Origin of the sequence: Spirochaeta cellobiosiphila DSM 17781 (assembly GCF_000426705.1) — a bacterium.
Taxonomy (GTDB): Bacteria; Spirochaetota; Spirochaetia; order DSM-17781; family DSM-17781; genus Spirochaeta_E; species Spirochaeta_E cellobiosiphila.
The window spans coordinates 303,176-318,833 of sequence record NZ_KE384554.1 but is presented as its reverse complement, the minus strand read 5'-3'; the positions used below and the strand labels follow the sequence as shown (position 1 = coordinate 318,833).

The following is a 15,658-nucleotide window of genomic DNA, read 5'->3' as shown; positions in this document are numbered from 1 at the left end:
CCTATGTTATACTTCTGTCCATGAAATACACAGTGCTTATGGTGATTTTTACTATACTAATACTAGGGGGATGTACAAAAAAAGAGTCTCCATCTCCTAGAAATAACTCATCTACCTTAACGGAATCAAACTTAGATAATCAAGAACCCCCGGAGGGTATGGGAGAAGAAAGGGATAATGTCAAATCTCCTGATACCATGTTCACAGGACGTGAGGATTTTTTTAGTTCTGCTTATGTTATTGGTCCTGTGGATATGACCCTGGGAAATTTACCCATTCGTCAGGAAATGAGTCCATCAGAGCTACAGCGTTATGAGTTGCTTCAAAACTTTATATCAGCCCTAGAAAAAGGGAAATCCTGGACAGATTATATTATACCAGACAAGGTGTTACTGTATAAAACATTGTGGGAGGATAGACTTGTTCCCTCCTTAAGAGAAATTGTTATTGGTGCTGAGATAAATCAAAATGAAGTGTATAGCTATAATGTAAGATTAGTGGTGTCTGATTCCTCCTATGGAGAAGGTATCATTACTATTACAAAGGAAGAGAGTCACTATTACATAGATGACTTTTTATTCGATTCTGATGATTTTTCCATTGTGCGATCAGAAAAGGAACCCTTTCAACCAGAATACACGATAGATGTCAATAATCTTGTTTATTAGGAAATCTTAATCGATCTATTACGGGTGGGGAAGGTTTTCTTAAGGGCTATACAATTAGCCTTCTGAGTAAAAACCACTCCTTCATTCCAATATTCTATGGCAGCAAAAAGGGCATTGCCTCCATCATGATCATCACTGTCTTCTGTCCTATAGGATACGTAATTCCCTAGTTCTTCAAAGTCATGTCTGGCATAACAGGATAGTCGCTTTTCATTAAAATCATTCCATTCTTTGAGCTTCTGGAAGCCAGGCCCTTCATCTTCCACAATAATATGGGCACTTGATTCGGTAAACTCATACCATATTTTTACTTTTTTATTAGTATCATTGTGATTGCCGTGCTTAACGGCATTCTTTATAATTTCTGAAATCTGCTGTTCCAGAAGGTTAATTTCCTTTATTTCAGGAGGAGCGTTTTGTACGACCATAAGGGTAAAATATCTGATTTGTCGAAAATCACTGGGAAACTCCTTAAAAAACAAACCTTCCTTATTGAAAAGGGGATGGTCATTATCAATTTGAATTCTTTTTTTGTTATCACTCACGATTGATTACTCCTAAGATATCATTTGTATGGACTCATCTATGGAATTAGCCATGGGGAAATAACCTACCAATTTGGTTAATTCGATTACTTTAAGTACAGAACCATGTATGTTGCATATGACAATTTGGTGATTTTGTTTTTTGACAGTGGATACCACATAGATAAGAGCTCCTATGCCACTAGAGTCTATGTATTCCACTTCCTCCATATTAATAATGAAACGTGTAATTTTTTTTTCAAGCATTTTTGATACAAGCTCTTTTAGTTTGAATGAATGGTATAGATCTAGTTCTCCCTGTATATCTATTATGTAGGTTTCATTATGTTTTCTAATCTTTAGTTCCATGAATAACTCTCCTTCGCTTTGTAGGTGTCTAATTATCAACTTTGGCAATGATGATTGTTTGATCATCATGCTGTTTTGCTTGTCCTACAAAGGAATCGATTCTGTCTTTAATAAGTTTTAGTAGTTCGTGACATGAATAATCGTGATACTCTTCCAGAAGATTAACTAACTTTTCATAAGTGAATTGTTCTCCCTTTGTATTCATAGCCTCTATTATACCATCGGTATAGAGAATCATCATATCGCCATTATTTAATTTTGTTTGTGCTAAACCGTATTTGGAATCTTTCTCCAGACCAATAGGAATCCCTTCTGTATCCAGGGTCTCAACTTGTTTTGTTGCATTACGATATATCATAAGGGGGTGGTGGGCTGCATTACTATATTGGATCATATGAGTTTCGGGATCATAAGTGAGATAACTCATAGTTGCAAATCTGTCCAAGGCTATACGTCCGGTTATCCCCCTATTAACCCATGTTATAATCCTGTCTGCATTTCTGTCAGAGCCGACAACAAGGTGAATAATGGTTCTGATCATAACCATTACAAGAGAGGCGGGAACTCCCTTACCGGCAACGTCACACATAACAAGGGCCAACTTGTTATTGCGTATAGGGATGATGTCATAATAATCTCCACTGACGCCCTTGGCAGGATAGCTAAAAGAAGCTAATGACAAATCTCTAAATTGTGGAAGCTCTCTGGGGAGTAGTTGTTGCTGGATGTCCGCAGCAATGGTTACCTCCCTTTCCATATCCTTTTTTTCCAATAATTCTATATAGAGAAAAAGATTGTTAATACTGATCGATGTATAGTCTGTGAAGGTTTTGAGGTGTTCAAAATGATCTTCTGTAAAAAGCTTTTCCGGATGTTTGTTAATCACTACAACAACACCGAAGACTTGATTGGATACGATGAGGGGGATTGCCATTAAGGAACTGATATACATGGCATCATTTTTTGTGTTTTGAACCAAACGTTCCTCTAGACTAACTTGGCGAATGTACGAAGCCTTACCTGTTGCAGCTACTTCTCCCAAGAGTGTCTTTCCTATAGGGATGGGTGTGGAATGGATATAGTCCTGCAAATATTCATATTTGGTTCTAACCATATCAGGAACAGGAAAGGGAGGCGTAAACTTACCACTGATGGATTTGATGCTTAGGTTGTCTTCAAAATCATCCTTTAGGTAGATAGCGCCACCATCGGCTTTGGTATCGGATACGGCCGATTCAATAACAAATTCCAGTATCTTAGAGATTTCCAGTTTCTCGGATATGCTATAACCCATGGTCTTCATAAAATCATAGATTGTAGATAGGTTTGATGATAGGCTTTCTATCTCTTTTTGTTGGTTGGTTGTTTTTATATCTTCATATAGTAAAAGGATATAGGGTAATATAAGGTAAGGCAGGGGTAGTATGAAAATCATGGCGATTGTATTCGTATAACTAAAGAATATCATGACCAGGTTATAAGCAATAAGGATACGGAAAATAACCTTCCGGCATCTGATAATGAATTCATGATTCTCAGTATTATAAGGAGATACATCGTTATAGAAATACATAGTAACAAAGACATTAAGAAGAATGATAAGCCGGAATATAAAAGCTGAGATCATAGGATGATAGTCCAGGATCGTAACCAGTATAAAAAGTACCACAGCAATGATGTTAATGACAGTATTGATCTTAAGGGAAGGAACAATCTTTTGGGTGAAACGATAAAGGAATAGATACAGAGCATAGACCCACAGTAAGTCTGCTACTGCCATTATGGGATACAGATTAAAAATATAGAATAGGAAGTCTTTTACTACTAATAAAATAATGAGAAGAGTTAAGCCTTTCATCTCATCCCGCTTCGAATCCAGTCGAGAACGATGAAAGACGTATGTTAATGCCAAAACAGCCCATCTTACCCAGATAAGGGAAGAGAAAAAGCTTAATGCCAAATCTATCATAATGGTTTACCTTATTAAATGTGAACTTTGGAAAGACTTTATCAGTCTATCTTTGCATCCATAAAATGGTCAAGAAAAAATACAATATGAAAATCGGTTTATCATTGGCCCATCAATGTCCGATAATCGGCAGTAGGGAAATATATGTTTTTAGTAGTTTTGGATATTATTCACTTTAAACAATTGAGCAAAGTCGTTAGTCCTCTAACAACATCAATTGATGATAAAATAAATAGTCTACTCAGTATCAGAATGGGGCATACCATTATTGAAGACAATGGTTTGTATGGATTCACCTTTCCTGATAGCCAGGATGTGGACTCTGCTAACTTTGGAGAATTCCTTTGGGATATCCATGTTTATCTTAATAATCTGGAAAAAGATCTATATGGTTATAACTTATATATAACTAAGATAAGCCAAAGAGATTTGGACAGAGTTAGACAGGATATTGACCGGACTTTGATTGATATACCTGATAAGAATCAAATATGGGTACATGACGAGGCTCTGGAGAACTTCAAGTTGTACTTTCAGATTGAACCGGCCACTCCCTTTTCCAGGGTGATCAAACCAACGGTCACAAAACAATCCATATTAGGTCAGAGGGATTCTTATTATCTACGTCCTCATCTTCAGGAGAGCCTTAAGAGACCCTTAGAAAAGGCAAAGCATAAATTATATGATTTTGATTACATCCTCATTCATGGTGATGGAGGTTCCGGCCGTGTTTTTAACTTAAAACATGCTTTAGTAGAAGCCTACAAATGTGATATTGGGACCTTTAGCTGGATAGATTGTCCCATGCCTAATGGGGAAGACTTCTTTGCTCTGCGTCACATTGTCAGTTCGCACATTCTTAAAAAAGCGGCTGAGTACTTAAGTGGTACTGAGCTTAGTGAATGGCAATCCAATCCTTGTTATTATAATTTTTTAAAAGGTTTAGAACAGAAGAAGTATCTCCATATTACTTCTGTTGATATTTTTAGATCCCTGTATTTTTATTTTATTATCTATAGCCGCCACCTTAAAGTAATGAATATCCCCCCCCTTGTTATTATTCAGGACTTTGAACTGATACCCGACGCTATAAAACAATCTCTCATAGATCTAATGAATCTCCTCTGCCCTAGAAGTATTATTCTTCCTGTTTTTATTGCCAAGAAGAATAAGATAAAAGGCTTAAACACAGTACTTAAGAACTATTCCCTCTACTTTGAACCTATCAAAAAGAATGAATTAAAGGACAAGGAAATGATCCTGGATCAAACACCTTTGGCGGCACAGAACGCGGAAAGGCTTATTGAGATCACAGGTGGTCGGCTTATGCCGGTGTTTCACTTCCTTTTATTAGCAAAAAGAGGAGCCTGGCAGGATAAGCAATCCATTATGAGCTTTAGTTTTCAACTACTGAAGGAAAAGGAATTAATTCTGTCAAAAGTTCTTTATGTGATCATTGCCTCCACTGGTCTGGTTGATGAGGATGATCTCATTGAAATCTTTGATTCTATTGGATTCAAAGAAGCTTACATCAGGGATAAATTAAAATACCTCCGGATGATCGGACTCATCAGAGAAACGAACCCTTTATTCCCTGCAGTCCCTCGTATGAAGGATTTTCTACTGGAATATCTTAAGGAGGATATAAAGGATCTGGATGCTATTCTTATTCATTCTATTAAAGATCGTTATCAATCTGGAAAGCTTATTCCCTCTACATGGTTGTATTACTTCTTCGAACAACATGATGAGGTCGAATTAGCCTTATCTGTTTTGATTGCTTTGATTGATTCCTACTTCATTTGTGATAATAAGAGGGGATTAAATTACCTTCTAAATAGAACGACTCACTTCGAAAAGATCCCTCTGGATCAGAAATCAAAGGACAAACTTAAATTAGTGCTCTTCGAGACTAAGTTAAGATTAGCTTTGTACTATGGTAATGGAACCGAAGCTAATATGATTGTCAAAGAAGAAGCTCCAGTCTTTGATAGGCTTATAACAGAAAATCCTATGTTAGCTGCTGAGTACTATCTGGCTATGGGTATGGTTGAAGAGGGCTTTAAGATTTTGAAAGATTCTCTCTATTATCAGCAGGAGGAGGGCACAGATACTCTTTCAGTTAATTATTACCTATTTGGCTTAGCTTTACTCAAAAAGGGTCAACTCAGGGATGGTCTGGATTATCTGGATATGGCCTTAAATAGTTCTACCAAAAGCATTCATGTGTCTCTCTTGGCTAAATACTATGCTGGTGTCGGTTCCTTTCTGATTGGTAAGTATGATGTGGCAATGAAGCTAATCACCCAGGGAGAACAGATTGCAAAGGAGGAAGGGCACCGCTTTCTTCAGTGTGAGTTTTTATTTTTAATAGGACGATTGAATTTTGAATTAGGTGATTATCAAAGTTCTCTTAAGAATTTTAACTTGCTTGGACAGATCTGCCGTATCCAAGGGTGGAATGACTTTCAGAAGCTTAGTTATATATGGAAGGCCAGATGTCATACCTATATTGGTAATAGTGAGTTTGCCATTCAGGAGTTATCCAAACTTAATAGTGAAGAATCATTCTTCTTCCTCTCAGAAGCTTTCTATATGTCAGGTAACTATAACGGAGCCCATGAATCACTACTGGAACATATTAATGGGGATAATACGGTTTTGTTCCTGCCTATTAGTCGAATCAATCCAGTAAAGGGATCACGATTCCTGGAAGATCATTTATCAGGAACGACAAGAGAAGGTTATGTCTTTGATACCAAACAGAATCAGATGTGGATGAATTTGATCAATGCCAAGCGGGGATATTGGGATAGTGCGGTTGAGTCTTTTAAGAAACTCCTTAGTAATGAGGCCTTGACTGATCATGATCTGAACAATCCCCAGTATGTCTTTTTCTTCTATCATATACTGAATCAACTAGGGGATCAGGAGAAGCTGGATCCTATAACTGTTCTCAATAAGGGGTATAAAATCCTTCAGGAAAGGGCCAGTGAGAATCAGGATTCGCGGATCAAATTATCCTACCTGCGTAACTCTTATTGGAACAAAAGAATCATGGAAGAAGCCAAGAAAAATCGCTTAATATAAAATGCGAATATATATTGACATTTTTTAGGCCGGTTGATAAATTACGTCCATCACTTGGTGGCGTAGCTCAGTTGGTAGAGCATACGGCTCATATCCGTCAGGTCAGGGGTTCAAGTCCCTTCGCCACTACTGAGGTTGAGTAGCTGTTATAGTTTAACTATAGCAGCTACTTTTTTTTGTCTTCACTATTATTCTCCAAACTTGACAAAGGGATACTTCTTAAGGAATTGTTCCGTCTTTGCCTTTCGTGATTCTACGAATTGTCTGGATTCCTCTGAATGGGGATTCAATAAGATATGATTGTGTAATTTGCTGATTTTGAGAGCTTCCTTTTCATATTGTTGTAATTCTGGTGAGCCAATGTACTGTAAGAATTTTCTTCCAATGATCTGTTGGGCCTGCTTGTTTATATGTCGTAGATCCTGTTCATACCAGCGGTAATCCCGTAGTTCATCCATAACGATTTCATAGGAAGGAAAGTAGTGGGTACGGGAGCGTGAATGGATGATTCTATTAACAAGCTCATGTAAACGTCCCTTATTAAGACTGTTATCGATAGGATTATCAGTCATATAACGTACAGGGCTTATGGTTAGGATGAGTTCATAATGATCATTGATCCTGTCTAAGAGGTCCAGACTTTGACTTAACTTGTCATACATTAGATCGACAGAGGCCATCCTATGGTCAAAGAGAGAATTCTTCTGCTTTTGGCAATTAAGCACTGTAAAGCCTTCATAACTATAATAATAACTACTACCCAAGCTCAGGGTAAGGATCCGGGAGCTGGTCAGTGCCTGGAGAAGCTGTTTTTTACGGCTATCCAGTGTTTGCACTAATTGCTGTGATGATTCCTGATTGAGCTTCGTATGACATTCATAACTACCGAATAATCCCCCCGTTTGAACGATGAGGGGCTCCTTAATGGACTGCTCAAGGTAATGCTTATCGATCAACTGGGCTATAGAAAGGGGATTATAAGCCGGACCCAGGGGATTACTGACTACTGGAAGGAGACGATCCTTCAGGTAATTATATATATTGTCAGCAAAACAGGATCCTAACATCAGTAATGGCCCTTCCATCTTAAAATTTAAGGGGTGAGATAGGGGAATTTGGGTCATGTAATCTTCAATATATTCCATATATATAAAAACCTTCCTTTATGATGTATGTCCTTGTATCGACAATTTATTCGATTTTGCCTATACTGTTGCTGATTATAATTAAACCTAAATGAGGATACATGAGATTTACAGAATTTCCCTTTGATGAGGAAATATTACAAGGAATAGAAAAAGCCAAGTTTGATAATTGTACTCCCGTTCAAGAAGAAACCTTCAAAAACGTTATCGAAGGTCGGGATATACTCGCACAATCTCAAACAGGTACAGGAAAGACAGCAGCATTTTTGATTAGTATTTTTCATTTGTTGAGAGGATTGAATAAAGAGAATCCTCGAGCTGTTGTTGTTGCCCCTACCAGAGAATTGGCTGATCAGATCGAGAAAGAGTGTCTTCTTCTCGGTAGCAACCTACCATGGACTGTTGGTAGTTTTTATGGTGGAGTAGGATATGCCAAACAGGAAAAGTTACTTCAAGAGCATGTTAATATAATAATTGGTACTCCTGGACGACTTTTGGATTTTGATAAGTCGAAGAAGCTTAGCTTTAAAGATACGGATATTCTTGTTATTGATGAAGCTGACCGTATGTTTGATATGGGATTTTACCCTGATCTTAGACGTATTCTGTCAAGAATGCGACCTTCTTCTGATCGTAAGACTTTATTGTTTAGTGCTACACTTAACTCCCGTGTTGGCAATATTGCCTGGGAATTCATGAACCAACCTGCAGAGATCGTTATTGAGCCTGAACAGGTTACAGTCGACGCTATTGAACAGGAACTGTACCACGTTAGTACAGATGAAAAGATGTCCCTTCTCCTCGGACTTCTTCAAAAGAATAAACCTGATACTGTTATTATCTTCTCCAATACTAAGCACCAGACCATGAAGCTTGCCAAAAGGTTGGAAATCAACGGTTACCAGACGGAATACCTTATGGGGGATCTACCCCAGCGCAAAAGGCTTAAGATTCTGGAATCTATGAAGAAGGGTAACTTACCAGTTCTGGTTGCTACTGATGTGGCTGCCAGAGGTCTTCATATCAATGATTTGGATCTGGTTGTTAACTTCGACCTTCCTAATGATGTGGAAAATTACGTTCACCGAATCGGACGGACTGCCCGTGCTGGTAAATCTGGTAAGGCTATATCTTTAGCTTGTGAGAAATACGTTTATAGCCTGGAAGGTATTGAAAAATACATTGGAATGAAGATTCCTGTTTCCTGGGCCACAGATGAATTGTATATTGAAGATAAGAGTAAAGGTGTTAAGATCGAACTGGATCGAAGAAGTGGTAATCAACGTACCAATTCCAGAGATGGCAGAAGAGATCGAAATTCTAATAGTAGAAGAAAACCTATCGCTCCTCCTATCAAGAAGCAAGATAGAGCTATCCAGTCACTTGTTAGTGAAGTAGCCGCTGGTAGTGATGCTGTTCCTGCCAAGAAGGCTCAGGATAAGCCTAATCGCAAGACTAAGAGTAGGAAGAAGGAATATAGTAAGAGCAAAAGACCTGAGGTTAAGGTAGCACCAGCTGCCAAATCCAGTCCTGTTGCTACGAGACGGGTTCAAAAACCTAAACCTCGTAAGGGCACAGAGACTTTAGATCAGCGTCTAGAATACTATAAGAAGAAATATGGAGAAAATTTTAAAGCAGAAGAGATAAACTTTAAAGACAAAAGGTCTACTAGATCCAAGAAGGGTCAAGTGAAAGAGAAGAAGACTTTTCTGGGTAAAATAGCAAATCTTTTTTCCAAAAAGAAATAATTAGTTGTCTTTTAAAATTTCCCCATCTAAAATTATAATGGAGGGTGAAATGAAAACAGTCGCCGTTTTATTAGCTCCCGGTTTTGAAGAAGTGGAGGCTATCACACCAATAGACTTTTTAAGACGTGCAGGCATTCGTGTCATTATCGTTGGTGTAGAAGCTTCCCATATCGTTGGATCCAGAGGCGTATCGTTACATGCTGACGTTTTATTAGATGAATTACCTGATGGTGTCGATGGATTGGTACTTCCCGGAGGTATGCCTGGAGCTACTAATTTGTCTCTTAATGATAAAGTTCTTGATATCATTGAGAAGTATTGGAAGGAGAATAAGCTTGTAGCTGCTATATGCGCAGCTCCCGCTGTTGTCCTTAATAAGGTTGGCCTATTAGAAGGTCGCCAGTTTACTTGTTATCCTGGTTTTGAAGAGGGTCTTGAGGGAGATTTCAGTCAAGATTCTGTGGTGGTTGATAATAATTTGATCACCAGTCGTGGACCAGGAACTGCCGCAGCATTTTCTGAGAAGATTATTGAATATCTTCTCCATGTGGATAAAGCAGATAACGTACATCAAACAACTTTGCAAATGTGGTAATGGAAAGGCTATCCTTATGGGATAGCTCTTTTTTTTGTTCTCATCTTTTACAATATCCCACCTAATTCCCAGAACATCTCTCTTTCTTTGTATCCTTTTACAGTATGGATCGTTTAATTAGAAAGGGCATCTAAAAGTTTTAGAAGGGCCTTCTAAAAAAGTTAGCTGGTCTTTCTAAAGTTGTTAGAAGGCCCTTCTAACATTGAAAAGTAAGGAGCCTATTATGAATGAACAAGTTGTGTACTATGAAACTCTTAAGAACTTTGTCAATCAAGACAGAGGTTACCGGGCAAAGGTGGTGATCAAGGATCATCTTAATCCGGAAGATATTATTGATCGGATGGCCGCTAAGAATACCACTATTACCAGGCAGGATGCTTTGGCGGTAATTAGTTTGTATGAAGAGGTGATCGCCGAGTCTTTGCATAAGGGATATTCCTTGTCCACGGGAATTTTCCGGGCTTCCTTGGGGATGAAGGGGAACTTTAGTGAGGAAGGGGAGAGCTATGATGAAGCTAAGCATGAGGCTCATGTGACTCTTCAGGTAGCCAAGGGCTTTAATCAGAAGGTGACAGGGAAGATCAAGTTCCATAAGAAGAGGGATGAGAGGAGAATGGAGAATCTGACTGGGATTCTTGATTATGGGACGGGAGAGCGTCTGCCTGATGATGAGGGGCGCTATTCGATAACGAAGGGGAGTCCTTTTGAGCTGTTGGGGCATAACATGAAGATCTATAAGTATGAGGGGGAGTATTCTTTGGTTTTGAGGGATGGTGAAGGGCGTAAGTTAGCTTTGGATATTGTGAAGGTGGCTCCTGGGAAGGTGACTTCTTTTGTGAAGGGGGATGTTCCGGAAGGGGAGTATGAGCTTTGTTATGTTGTGAGGTATGGCACGGTGACTAGGGAATATGGGTCATTGAGGGTTAGGGTTTTGTGATGGAAGGGTCAAGGGAAGGGGCAAGACATAGGTAACACTTTGAAATAATAGAATATTCCTTACTTATGTTTAAAAAAATTATTATGTCCAATCATAGATATTTCTATTGATTATTAAAGTATGAGGTTCTATACAGAAAAAGCACTATCACTTATATATTTATTGAAATAATATAACATTTCAGACAATATTAATAATCGAACTACATAGTTGAAGGGTTCTATGTAATAATTATAGTACAACGAGGTTGATATGAAAATATTTAAGGTTGATTTAAAAAAAGAGGTGGATAACACATATGAAATTATTGTTGGTTGGGATTTATTTGAAAGGTTAATTTGTGATCTTAAAGATGCTGGCTTTAGTAAAGTAGATAAATTTGCACTAATAACGGATAGTATGGTATCTGAAATTTATGGTAAAGAATTGTTTGAACAATTGAAAGAAAATCAATTCAATGTTCATTTTATATCATTTCCTGCGGGTGAAATTTCGAAAACTCGTGAAACAAAAATATATATAGAGAATCGTATGATTGAAGAAGGTTTTGGGCGTGATAGTTGTGTTATAGCATTAGGTGGAGGTGTTGTATCTGATATTGCGGGTTTTGTTGCAGGTACTTATGCACGAGGTATTCCTTTCATAAATTATGCTACCACATTACTTGCTGCTGCTGATGCCTCTGTTGGTGGAAAAACTGCTGTTGACACACCTCATGCAACCAATTTAATTGGTTTATTTCACCAACCTGAAAAAGTATATATTGATTTAAGCATGTGGAAAACTCTTTCTAAAAGACATATTTGCAATGGTCTAGTTGAAACAATAAAACATGCAATAATTGCTGATGATCTTTTTTTTAATTACCTTGAAGAAAATATTGATAAAGTTATTACCCTCAATAGAGATACTATCGAATATATTGCATACAAAAATTGTGAAATTAAATATCGCATTGTTCAAGCGGATGAACACGAATCAAATTTAAGGCAAGTACTTAACCTTGGTCATACTATTGGACGAGCACTCGAGGCAATCTGTGATTATAGAATGTATCATGGGGAAGCTGTAGCAGTAGGTTTAGTTCTGCAAGCCAAATTAGCTTTAAAATATGGGTATATTAACTCAACACATCTAAAACGTATAGTTAATCTTTTCAAAAAATTAAATCTACCAGTTTCATTACCATCATATATTAACAAAGATGAATTAGTAAATAAGATCTATACAGATAAAAAAGTTAGAAAAAGTAATATAAAATTTGTTTTCCAAAGCGGGATTGGAAGTATGATGCAGTTTGAAGATGGAGATTACTCAAAAACTATTGAAGAGTCAGAAATATATTCAATAATAGAATAAAATTAATATTGGCTAGTAGTTGTGTAATCCCTCCAAGAATTAAGAGTCGATATTTGTAGAAAATTCAAATATACAACTGTAGCACTTCAGGTTCTATCGGGTATAATAGTTAATGCAACAAGCCAAACACTCATCGAATTTACTAATGAAAACCTTTTCGATCCTCTTGGAATTAAGAAAGTAAAAAATACAAGGATAAATAATAAAGAAGAGCATCTTGCTTTTCTTAAAGATAAAAATGTTACGGGTTGGGTTGTCGATCCGGTAGGAATTAATACTGCTGGATGGGGACTTACTCTTACGACTCTGGATTTATTAAAATTAGGAGAGTTGTACTTAAATGAGGGAGTGTGGGATAATAACCAAATAGTTTCATCTGAACGGATTAGGGAAAGTACAAACGAACATAGTAAATGGGGAGATAAACCATATGGTTATTTATGGTGGATTATTAAAGGATTTGGAGGAAATTGCTTTGCTGTCATTGGTGACGGTGGAAATATTCTTTTCGTATATCCAGAAAAAGAAATAGTTATTGCCATAACTTCTTGTTTTTTGCCATGAGCGAAAGATAGAATTGAATTGATTGGTCAAAAAATATTACCATTACTAGAAGTTTGAAAATAAATCGCGGTAGAACAAACGCATGAACCAGATTCTCCTATGGCACAAATTCTGCTTTTCTGCTGCACAGGCAGGATTTCCGCCATGTTCGAAAAACAGATTAGGCAGGCGTTAGGTCGTAAGGATATCGAAATGGATGCACATGAACTACTTATGAAAAGTTACTGGGGATCTTCCGGCTGGAAATCTCCTGAGTTTTCCGAAGCTGAAGAAAATACTCTCATTGATGCCAATTTGAGTAAGCCTACAACGTCGATGAGCCATGATGAAGTTGTTTCATGGGCTCTTGAAGTCTGTAGTAAGGTTTCAAAAGCGTCGGTTGCAAATGCATTTCTTTATAGCCTATCTACACGGAAACTTGAATACAGGTCTCCTCTAGGTTCATATGCTCATTTACATCATATGAAAGATCATAAATTCGAAAGAGCTGATAAATTTCATACTGCATTCTGTAAAACTTGTGGCTTTTTCAGCGAAAAAGAAATTGATATTAATTTTTCAGTATTCAGTTTTGAAAAGTATAAATGGGGTGGGGTTAGGCATGACGATATTATCTATATGGCCTATGACTTAGAACAGTTTCTCGAGATGGATGCTGTAATACCAACAGAAGAAGATTATATAATTCTATTATCTATCTTGAAAGCTGCAGTTGAATCAAAAAATTTTACGACTTTGAAGAAGAATATTTCAAAATTACTTAAATCTAATGACGCAGAGAGGGGTCAACTCTGTGAAATTTTAGGTTATTCTGGAGTCCTACAACCAAAAGATTGTCCATCGTATATTGATTCCTTTGTTGATTGGAATAAAAGAGGAGACGGTAAGCCTCGAAGTGATATGAGATATCCTTTGGGGTGGTGGGAAGGCAACCAATATTTAGAAGAAGCCATAGATTATTGGTTCCCTAGAATTAGAGAGTATACCTAACAAGGGTGTACAATCTGCCCTTTGGCAGTTGACGTCGGCGTTATTTAGATATCCTAAGCCGTCAATAGAAAATGATTAAATTTGCAAGAACTACGTGAAGAACAACTTGAAATAAGATGTGTATATGATAAGAATTTAAAAAAGGAGTTATTATGAATGAATTATTAAAAAAATCCTTCCTGATCATAGCATTAACAATTACAGTAAATATTTCAGCACTTGATATTATAAAATTGAACATTAGTCTAGAGTATCCATGGGGTATGACCTGGATAGATCCAACAACTATGCTGATAACCCAAAAAAATGGGAAATTATTCCTAATAAATACAGAGAATGAATCAAAAATTGAAATTGATCATAATATCCCCTTAGTAAATGTAGGTCAGGGGGGATTATTAGATGTTATTAGTGAGAATAATGATATTTGGCTTACAAGTACAATTAAAAAAAATGAAAAATATACAACTGCTGTATATTACGCAAAGTTAAAAGGAAACAAGTTAACAAATTTAAAATTACTATATGAAGTTACTCCCTATTCTGTAAATACGATACATTTTGGATCTCGCATAGAATTAAAAGATGATTATTTGTACATAACCATTGGTGAGCGAGGAGAAGGAATACTGGCCCAAGATGGAACAAATTCCATTGGTTCCATAATAAAAATAAAGAAAGACGGAACAATTATTAATAACGATAAGAATAATGAGCATGCAAATTGGCTACCAGAGCTATTTCAAATGGGAGTAAGAAATCCTCAGGGAATTAGTACTGATCCATTAACAGATAAAATCTATATATCAAATCATGGGCCTAAGGGGGGAGACTTTATTGGGCCTGTAATCTATGGCTCAAATTATGGCTGGAACAAAGTAGCCTGGGGAGGCACTAATTACAATGGAACAAAGGTTGGAAACGGAAAGGCATGGGAACCAGGATTTTTAAAACCTTCCTATACTTGGGTTCCATCAATTGGGGTAGGGGGTATTAAGTTTTACAAGGGTGATGCATTTCCTCAATGGAATAATCAATTATTAGTAGCTTCTTTAAAATTTAAATATTTATCAGTATTGTATAGAGAAGATAAAAAATTTATTAAAGAGGAAATAATCCTGAGAGATAAGATTGGTCGAATTAGGGATATAGAAATAAATAATAGAGGTGAAATATTCCTAATAGCAGATGAACAAAACACTTTTTTATATAAGTTAGTACCCTAAAAAGATATAAAATGGATAGATAACAAATATTTAAATCTGTCCGTATTTTTGTATGTTCTATGCTGCTACGTGTTAATGTAAAGTCCAGGCCAGCACTTCGTGACTATCCAGCTTGTTAAATTCACGTTATCTACTATTAATACAACCCTTGATTGAATTTTGCTCCAAGATATATGAATGTGTTTTGTTGTTAGTATCTCATAGACTATAGAGAACAAAACAAAGGACTGAACAGTGGAAAAGTGGGTGAACCGCGTTGTGCCAAGATAGTTGTCACATGATTTGAGTTATATCATGGAGGGAGTAGGCAAAGATACAGTGCACAGTTTAGGAATGCAATCCTGAAAAAGATGATGCCACATACAAGCCGGTCAGCATCCAATTTGGCAACAGAGTATGGAATTACAGTTGCAATGATATACAACTGGAAAGTCCATATGAACAATGGTTCTTTCAAATAGATGATTGTGCATT

13 protein-coding genes, 1 tRNA gene and 1 pseudogene are annotated in these 15,658 nt (G+C 37.0%); 11 read left to right on the top strand and 4 right to left on the bottom strand.

The genetic code is table 11. The features are described from left to right. The first annotated feature begins 20 nt into the window (after positions 1-20). Positions 21-668, top strand: coding sequence for a hypothetical protein (locus K345_RS0108270; RefSeq protein WP_156888352.1), 648 nt, complete (start codon positions 21-23; stop codon positions 666-668). Here the strand turns inward: K345_RS0108270 and K345_RS0108265 are convergent. From K345_RS0108265 to K345_RS0108255, 3 genes are read right to left on the bottom strand one after another with little or no spacing between them, the layout of a single operon-like run. Next, the gene (locus tag K345_RS0108265) at positions 665-1,213 is read right to left on the bottom strand and encodes an ATP-binding protein (protein ID WP_037571625.1); all 549 of its coding nucleotides are present in this window, start codon (positions 1,211-1,213) and stop codon (positions 665-667) included. The two genes, K345_RS0108270 and K345_RS0108265, sit on opposite strands and share 4 nt — an antisense overlap. A gap of 12 nt (positions 1,214-1,225) precedes the next feature. Beyond that, positions 1,226-1,561, bottom strand: coding sequence for an STAS domain-containing protein (locus K345_RS0108260; protein ID WP_028973759.1), 336 nt, complete (start codon positions 1,559-1,561; stop codon positions 1,226-1,228). Positions 1,562-1,589: 28 nt separating this feature from the next. Further along, positions 1,590-3,530 (bottom strand): GAF domain-containing SpoIIE family protein phosphatase, encoded by a 1,941-nt coding sequence (locus K345_RS0108255; protein ID WP_028973758.1) that lies wholly within the window; start codon positions 3,528-3,530, stop codon positions 1,590-1,592. A 144-nt stretch (positions 3,531-3,674) separates the two neighbouring features. On the opposite strand from K345_RS0108255, the gene K345_RS0108250 reads away from it, so the two are divergent. Both K345_RS0108250 and K345_RS0108245 read left to right on the top strand, forming a co-directional pair. Continuing rightward, on the top strand, positions 3,675-6,620 hold the full coding sequence (locus K345_RS0108250) for a hypothetical protein (protein ID WP_028973757.1): 2,946 nt from the start codon (positions 3,675-3,677) through the stop codon (positions 6,618-6,620). A gap of 56 nt (positions 6,621-6,676) precedes the next feature. Continuing rightward, positions 6,677-6,749: transfer RNA gene (locus K345_RS0108245), tRNA-Met, on the top strand. A 59-nt stretch (positions 6,750-6,808) separates the two neighbouring features. Here K345_RS0108245 and K345_RS0108240 read toward each other — a convergent pair. Next, positions 6,809-7,765 (bottom strand): GSCFA domain-containing protein, encoded by a 957-nt coding sequence (locus K345_RS0108240; RefSeq protein WP_028973756.1) that lies wholly within the window; start codon positions 7,763-7,765, stop codon positions 6,809-6,811. Positions 7,766-7,866: 101 nt separating this feature from the next. Here K345_RS0108240 and K345_RS0108235 point away from each other — a divergent pair, with 101 nt between their 5' ends. The 8 genes and pseudogenes from K345_RS0108235 to K345_RS23850 all read left to right on the top strand — a co-directional run. Continuing rightward, positions 7,867-9,513 (top strand): DEAD/DEAH box helicase, encoded by a 1,647-nt coding sequence (locus K345_RS0108235; RefSeq protein WP_028973755.1) that lies wholly within the window; start codon positions 7,867-7,869, stop codon positions 9,511-9,513. Positions 9,514-9,562: 49 nt separating this feature from the next. Next, positions 9,563-10,108 carry a DJ-1 family glyoxalase III gene (locus K345_RS0108230; RefSeq protein WP_028973754.1) on the top strand — a complete coding sequence of 182 codons (546 nt, stop codon included), beginning with the start codon at positions 9,563-9,565 and terminating at the stop codon, positions 10,106-10,108. 223 nt (positions 10,109-10,331) lie between these two features. Beyond that, positions 10,332-11,045 (top strand): HU family DNA-binding protein, encoded by a 714-nt coding sequence (locus K345_RS0108225; protein ID WP_028973753.1) that lies wholly within the window; start codon positions 10,332-10,334, stop codon positions 11,043-11,045. Positions 11,046-11,297: 252 nt separating this feature from the next. Continuing rightward, entirely contained in the window at positions 11,298-12,404 is a 1,107-nt protein-coding gene (aroB, locus tag K345_RS0108220; protein WP_028973752.1) for a 3-dehydroquinate synthase, read from the top strand. A 51-nt stretch (positions 12,405-12,455) separates the two neighbouring features. Continuing rightward, the gene (locus K345_RS22880; protein WP_083963690.1) at positions 12,456-12,968 is read left to right on the top strand and encodes a serine hydrolase; all 513 of its coding nucleotides are present in this window, start codon (positions 12,456-12,458) and stop codon (positions 12,966-12,968) included. 192 nt (positions 12,969-13,160) lie between these two features. Continuing rightward, positions 13,161-13,958, top strand: a complete 798-nt coding sequence (locus tag K345_RS0108210) for a hypothetical protein (protein ID WP_156888351.1) — start codon at positions 13,161-13,163, stop codon at positions 13,956-13,958. Positions 13,959-14,110: 152 nt separating this feature from the next. Continuing rightward, complete coding sequence (locus K345_RS0108205) at positions 14,111-15,184, top strand: PQQ-dependent sugar dehydrogenase (protein ID WP_037571622.1); 1,074 nt, start codon at positions 14,111-14,113, stop codon at positions 15,182-15,184. A 317-nt stretch (positions 15,185-15,501) separates the two neighbouring features. Continuing rightward, positions 15,502-15,645, top strand: a pseudogene (locus K345_RS23850) (helix-turn-helix domain-containing protein); the annotation flags it as partial. Positions 15,646-15,658 lie beyond the last annotated feature (13 nt).

What these genes read in the sequence shown, in the direction of transcription:
- K345_RS0108250 (WP_028973757.1), top strand. Translation starts at nt 3,675, where the DNA reads ATGTTTTTAGTAGTTTTGGATATTATTCACTTTAAACAATTGAGCAAA.
- K345_RS0108235 (WP_028973755.1), top strand. Translation starts at nt 7,867, where the DNA reads ATGAGATTTACAGAATTTCCCTTTGATGAGGAAATATTACAAGGAATA.
- K345_RS0108230 (WP_028973754.1), top strand. Translation starts at nt 9,563, where the DNA reads ATGAAAACAGTCGCCGTTTTATTAGCTCCCGGTTTTGAAGAAGTGGAG.
- K345_RS0108240 (WP_028973756.1), bottom strand. Translation starts at nt 7,765, where the DNA reads ATGGAATATATTGAAGATTACATGACCCAAATTCCCCTATCTCACCCC.
- K345_RS0108260 (WP_028973759.1), bottom strand. Translation starts at nt 1,561, where the DNA reads ATGGAACTAAAGATTAGAAAACATAATGAAACCTACATAATAGATATA.
- K345_RS0108205 (WP_037571622.1), top strand. Translation starts at nt 14,111, where the DNA reads ATGAATGAATTATTAAAAAAATCCTTCCTGATCATAGCATTAACAATT.
- K345_RS0108210 (WP_156888351.1), top strand. Translation starts at nt 13,161, where the DNA reads ATGGATGCACATGAACTACTTATGAAAAGTTACTGGGGATCTTCCGGC.
- K345_RS0108270 (WP_156888352.1), top strand. Translation starts at nt 21, where the DNA reads ATGAAATACACAGTGCTTATGGTGATTTTTACTATACTAATACTAGGG.
- K345_RS0108225 (WP_028973753.1), top strand. Translation starts at nt 10,332, where the DNA reads ATGAATGAACAAGTTGTGTACTATGAAACTCTTAAGAACTTTGTCAAT.
- aroB (WP_028973752.1), top strand. Translation starts at nt 11,298, where the DNA reads ATGAAAATATTTAAGGTTGATTTAAAAAAAGAGGTGGATAACACATAT.
- K345_RS0108255 (WP_028973758.1), bottom strand. Translation starts at nt 3,530, where the DNA reads ATGATAGATTTGGCATTAAGCTTTTTCTCTTCCCTTATCTGGGTAAGA.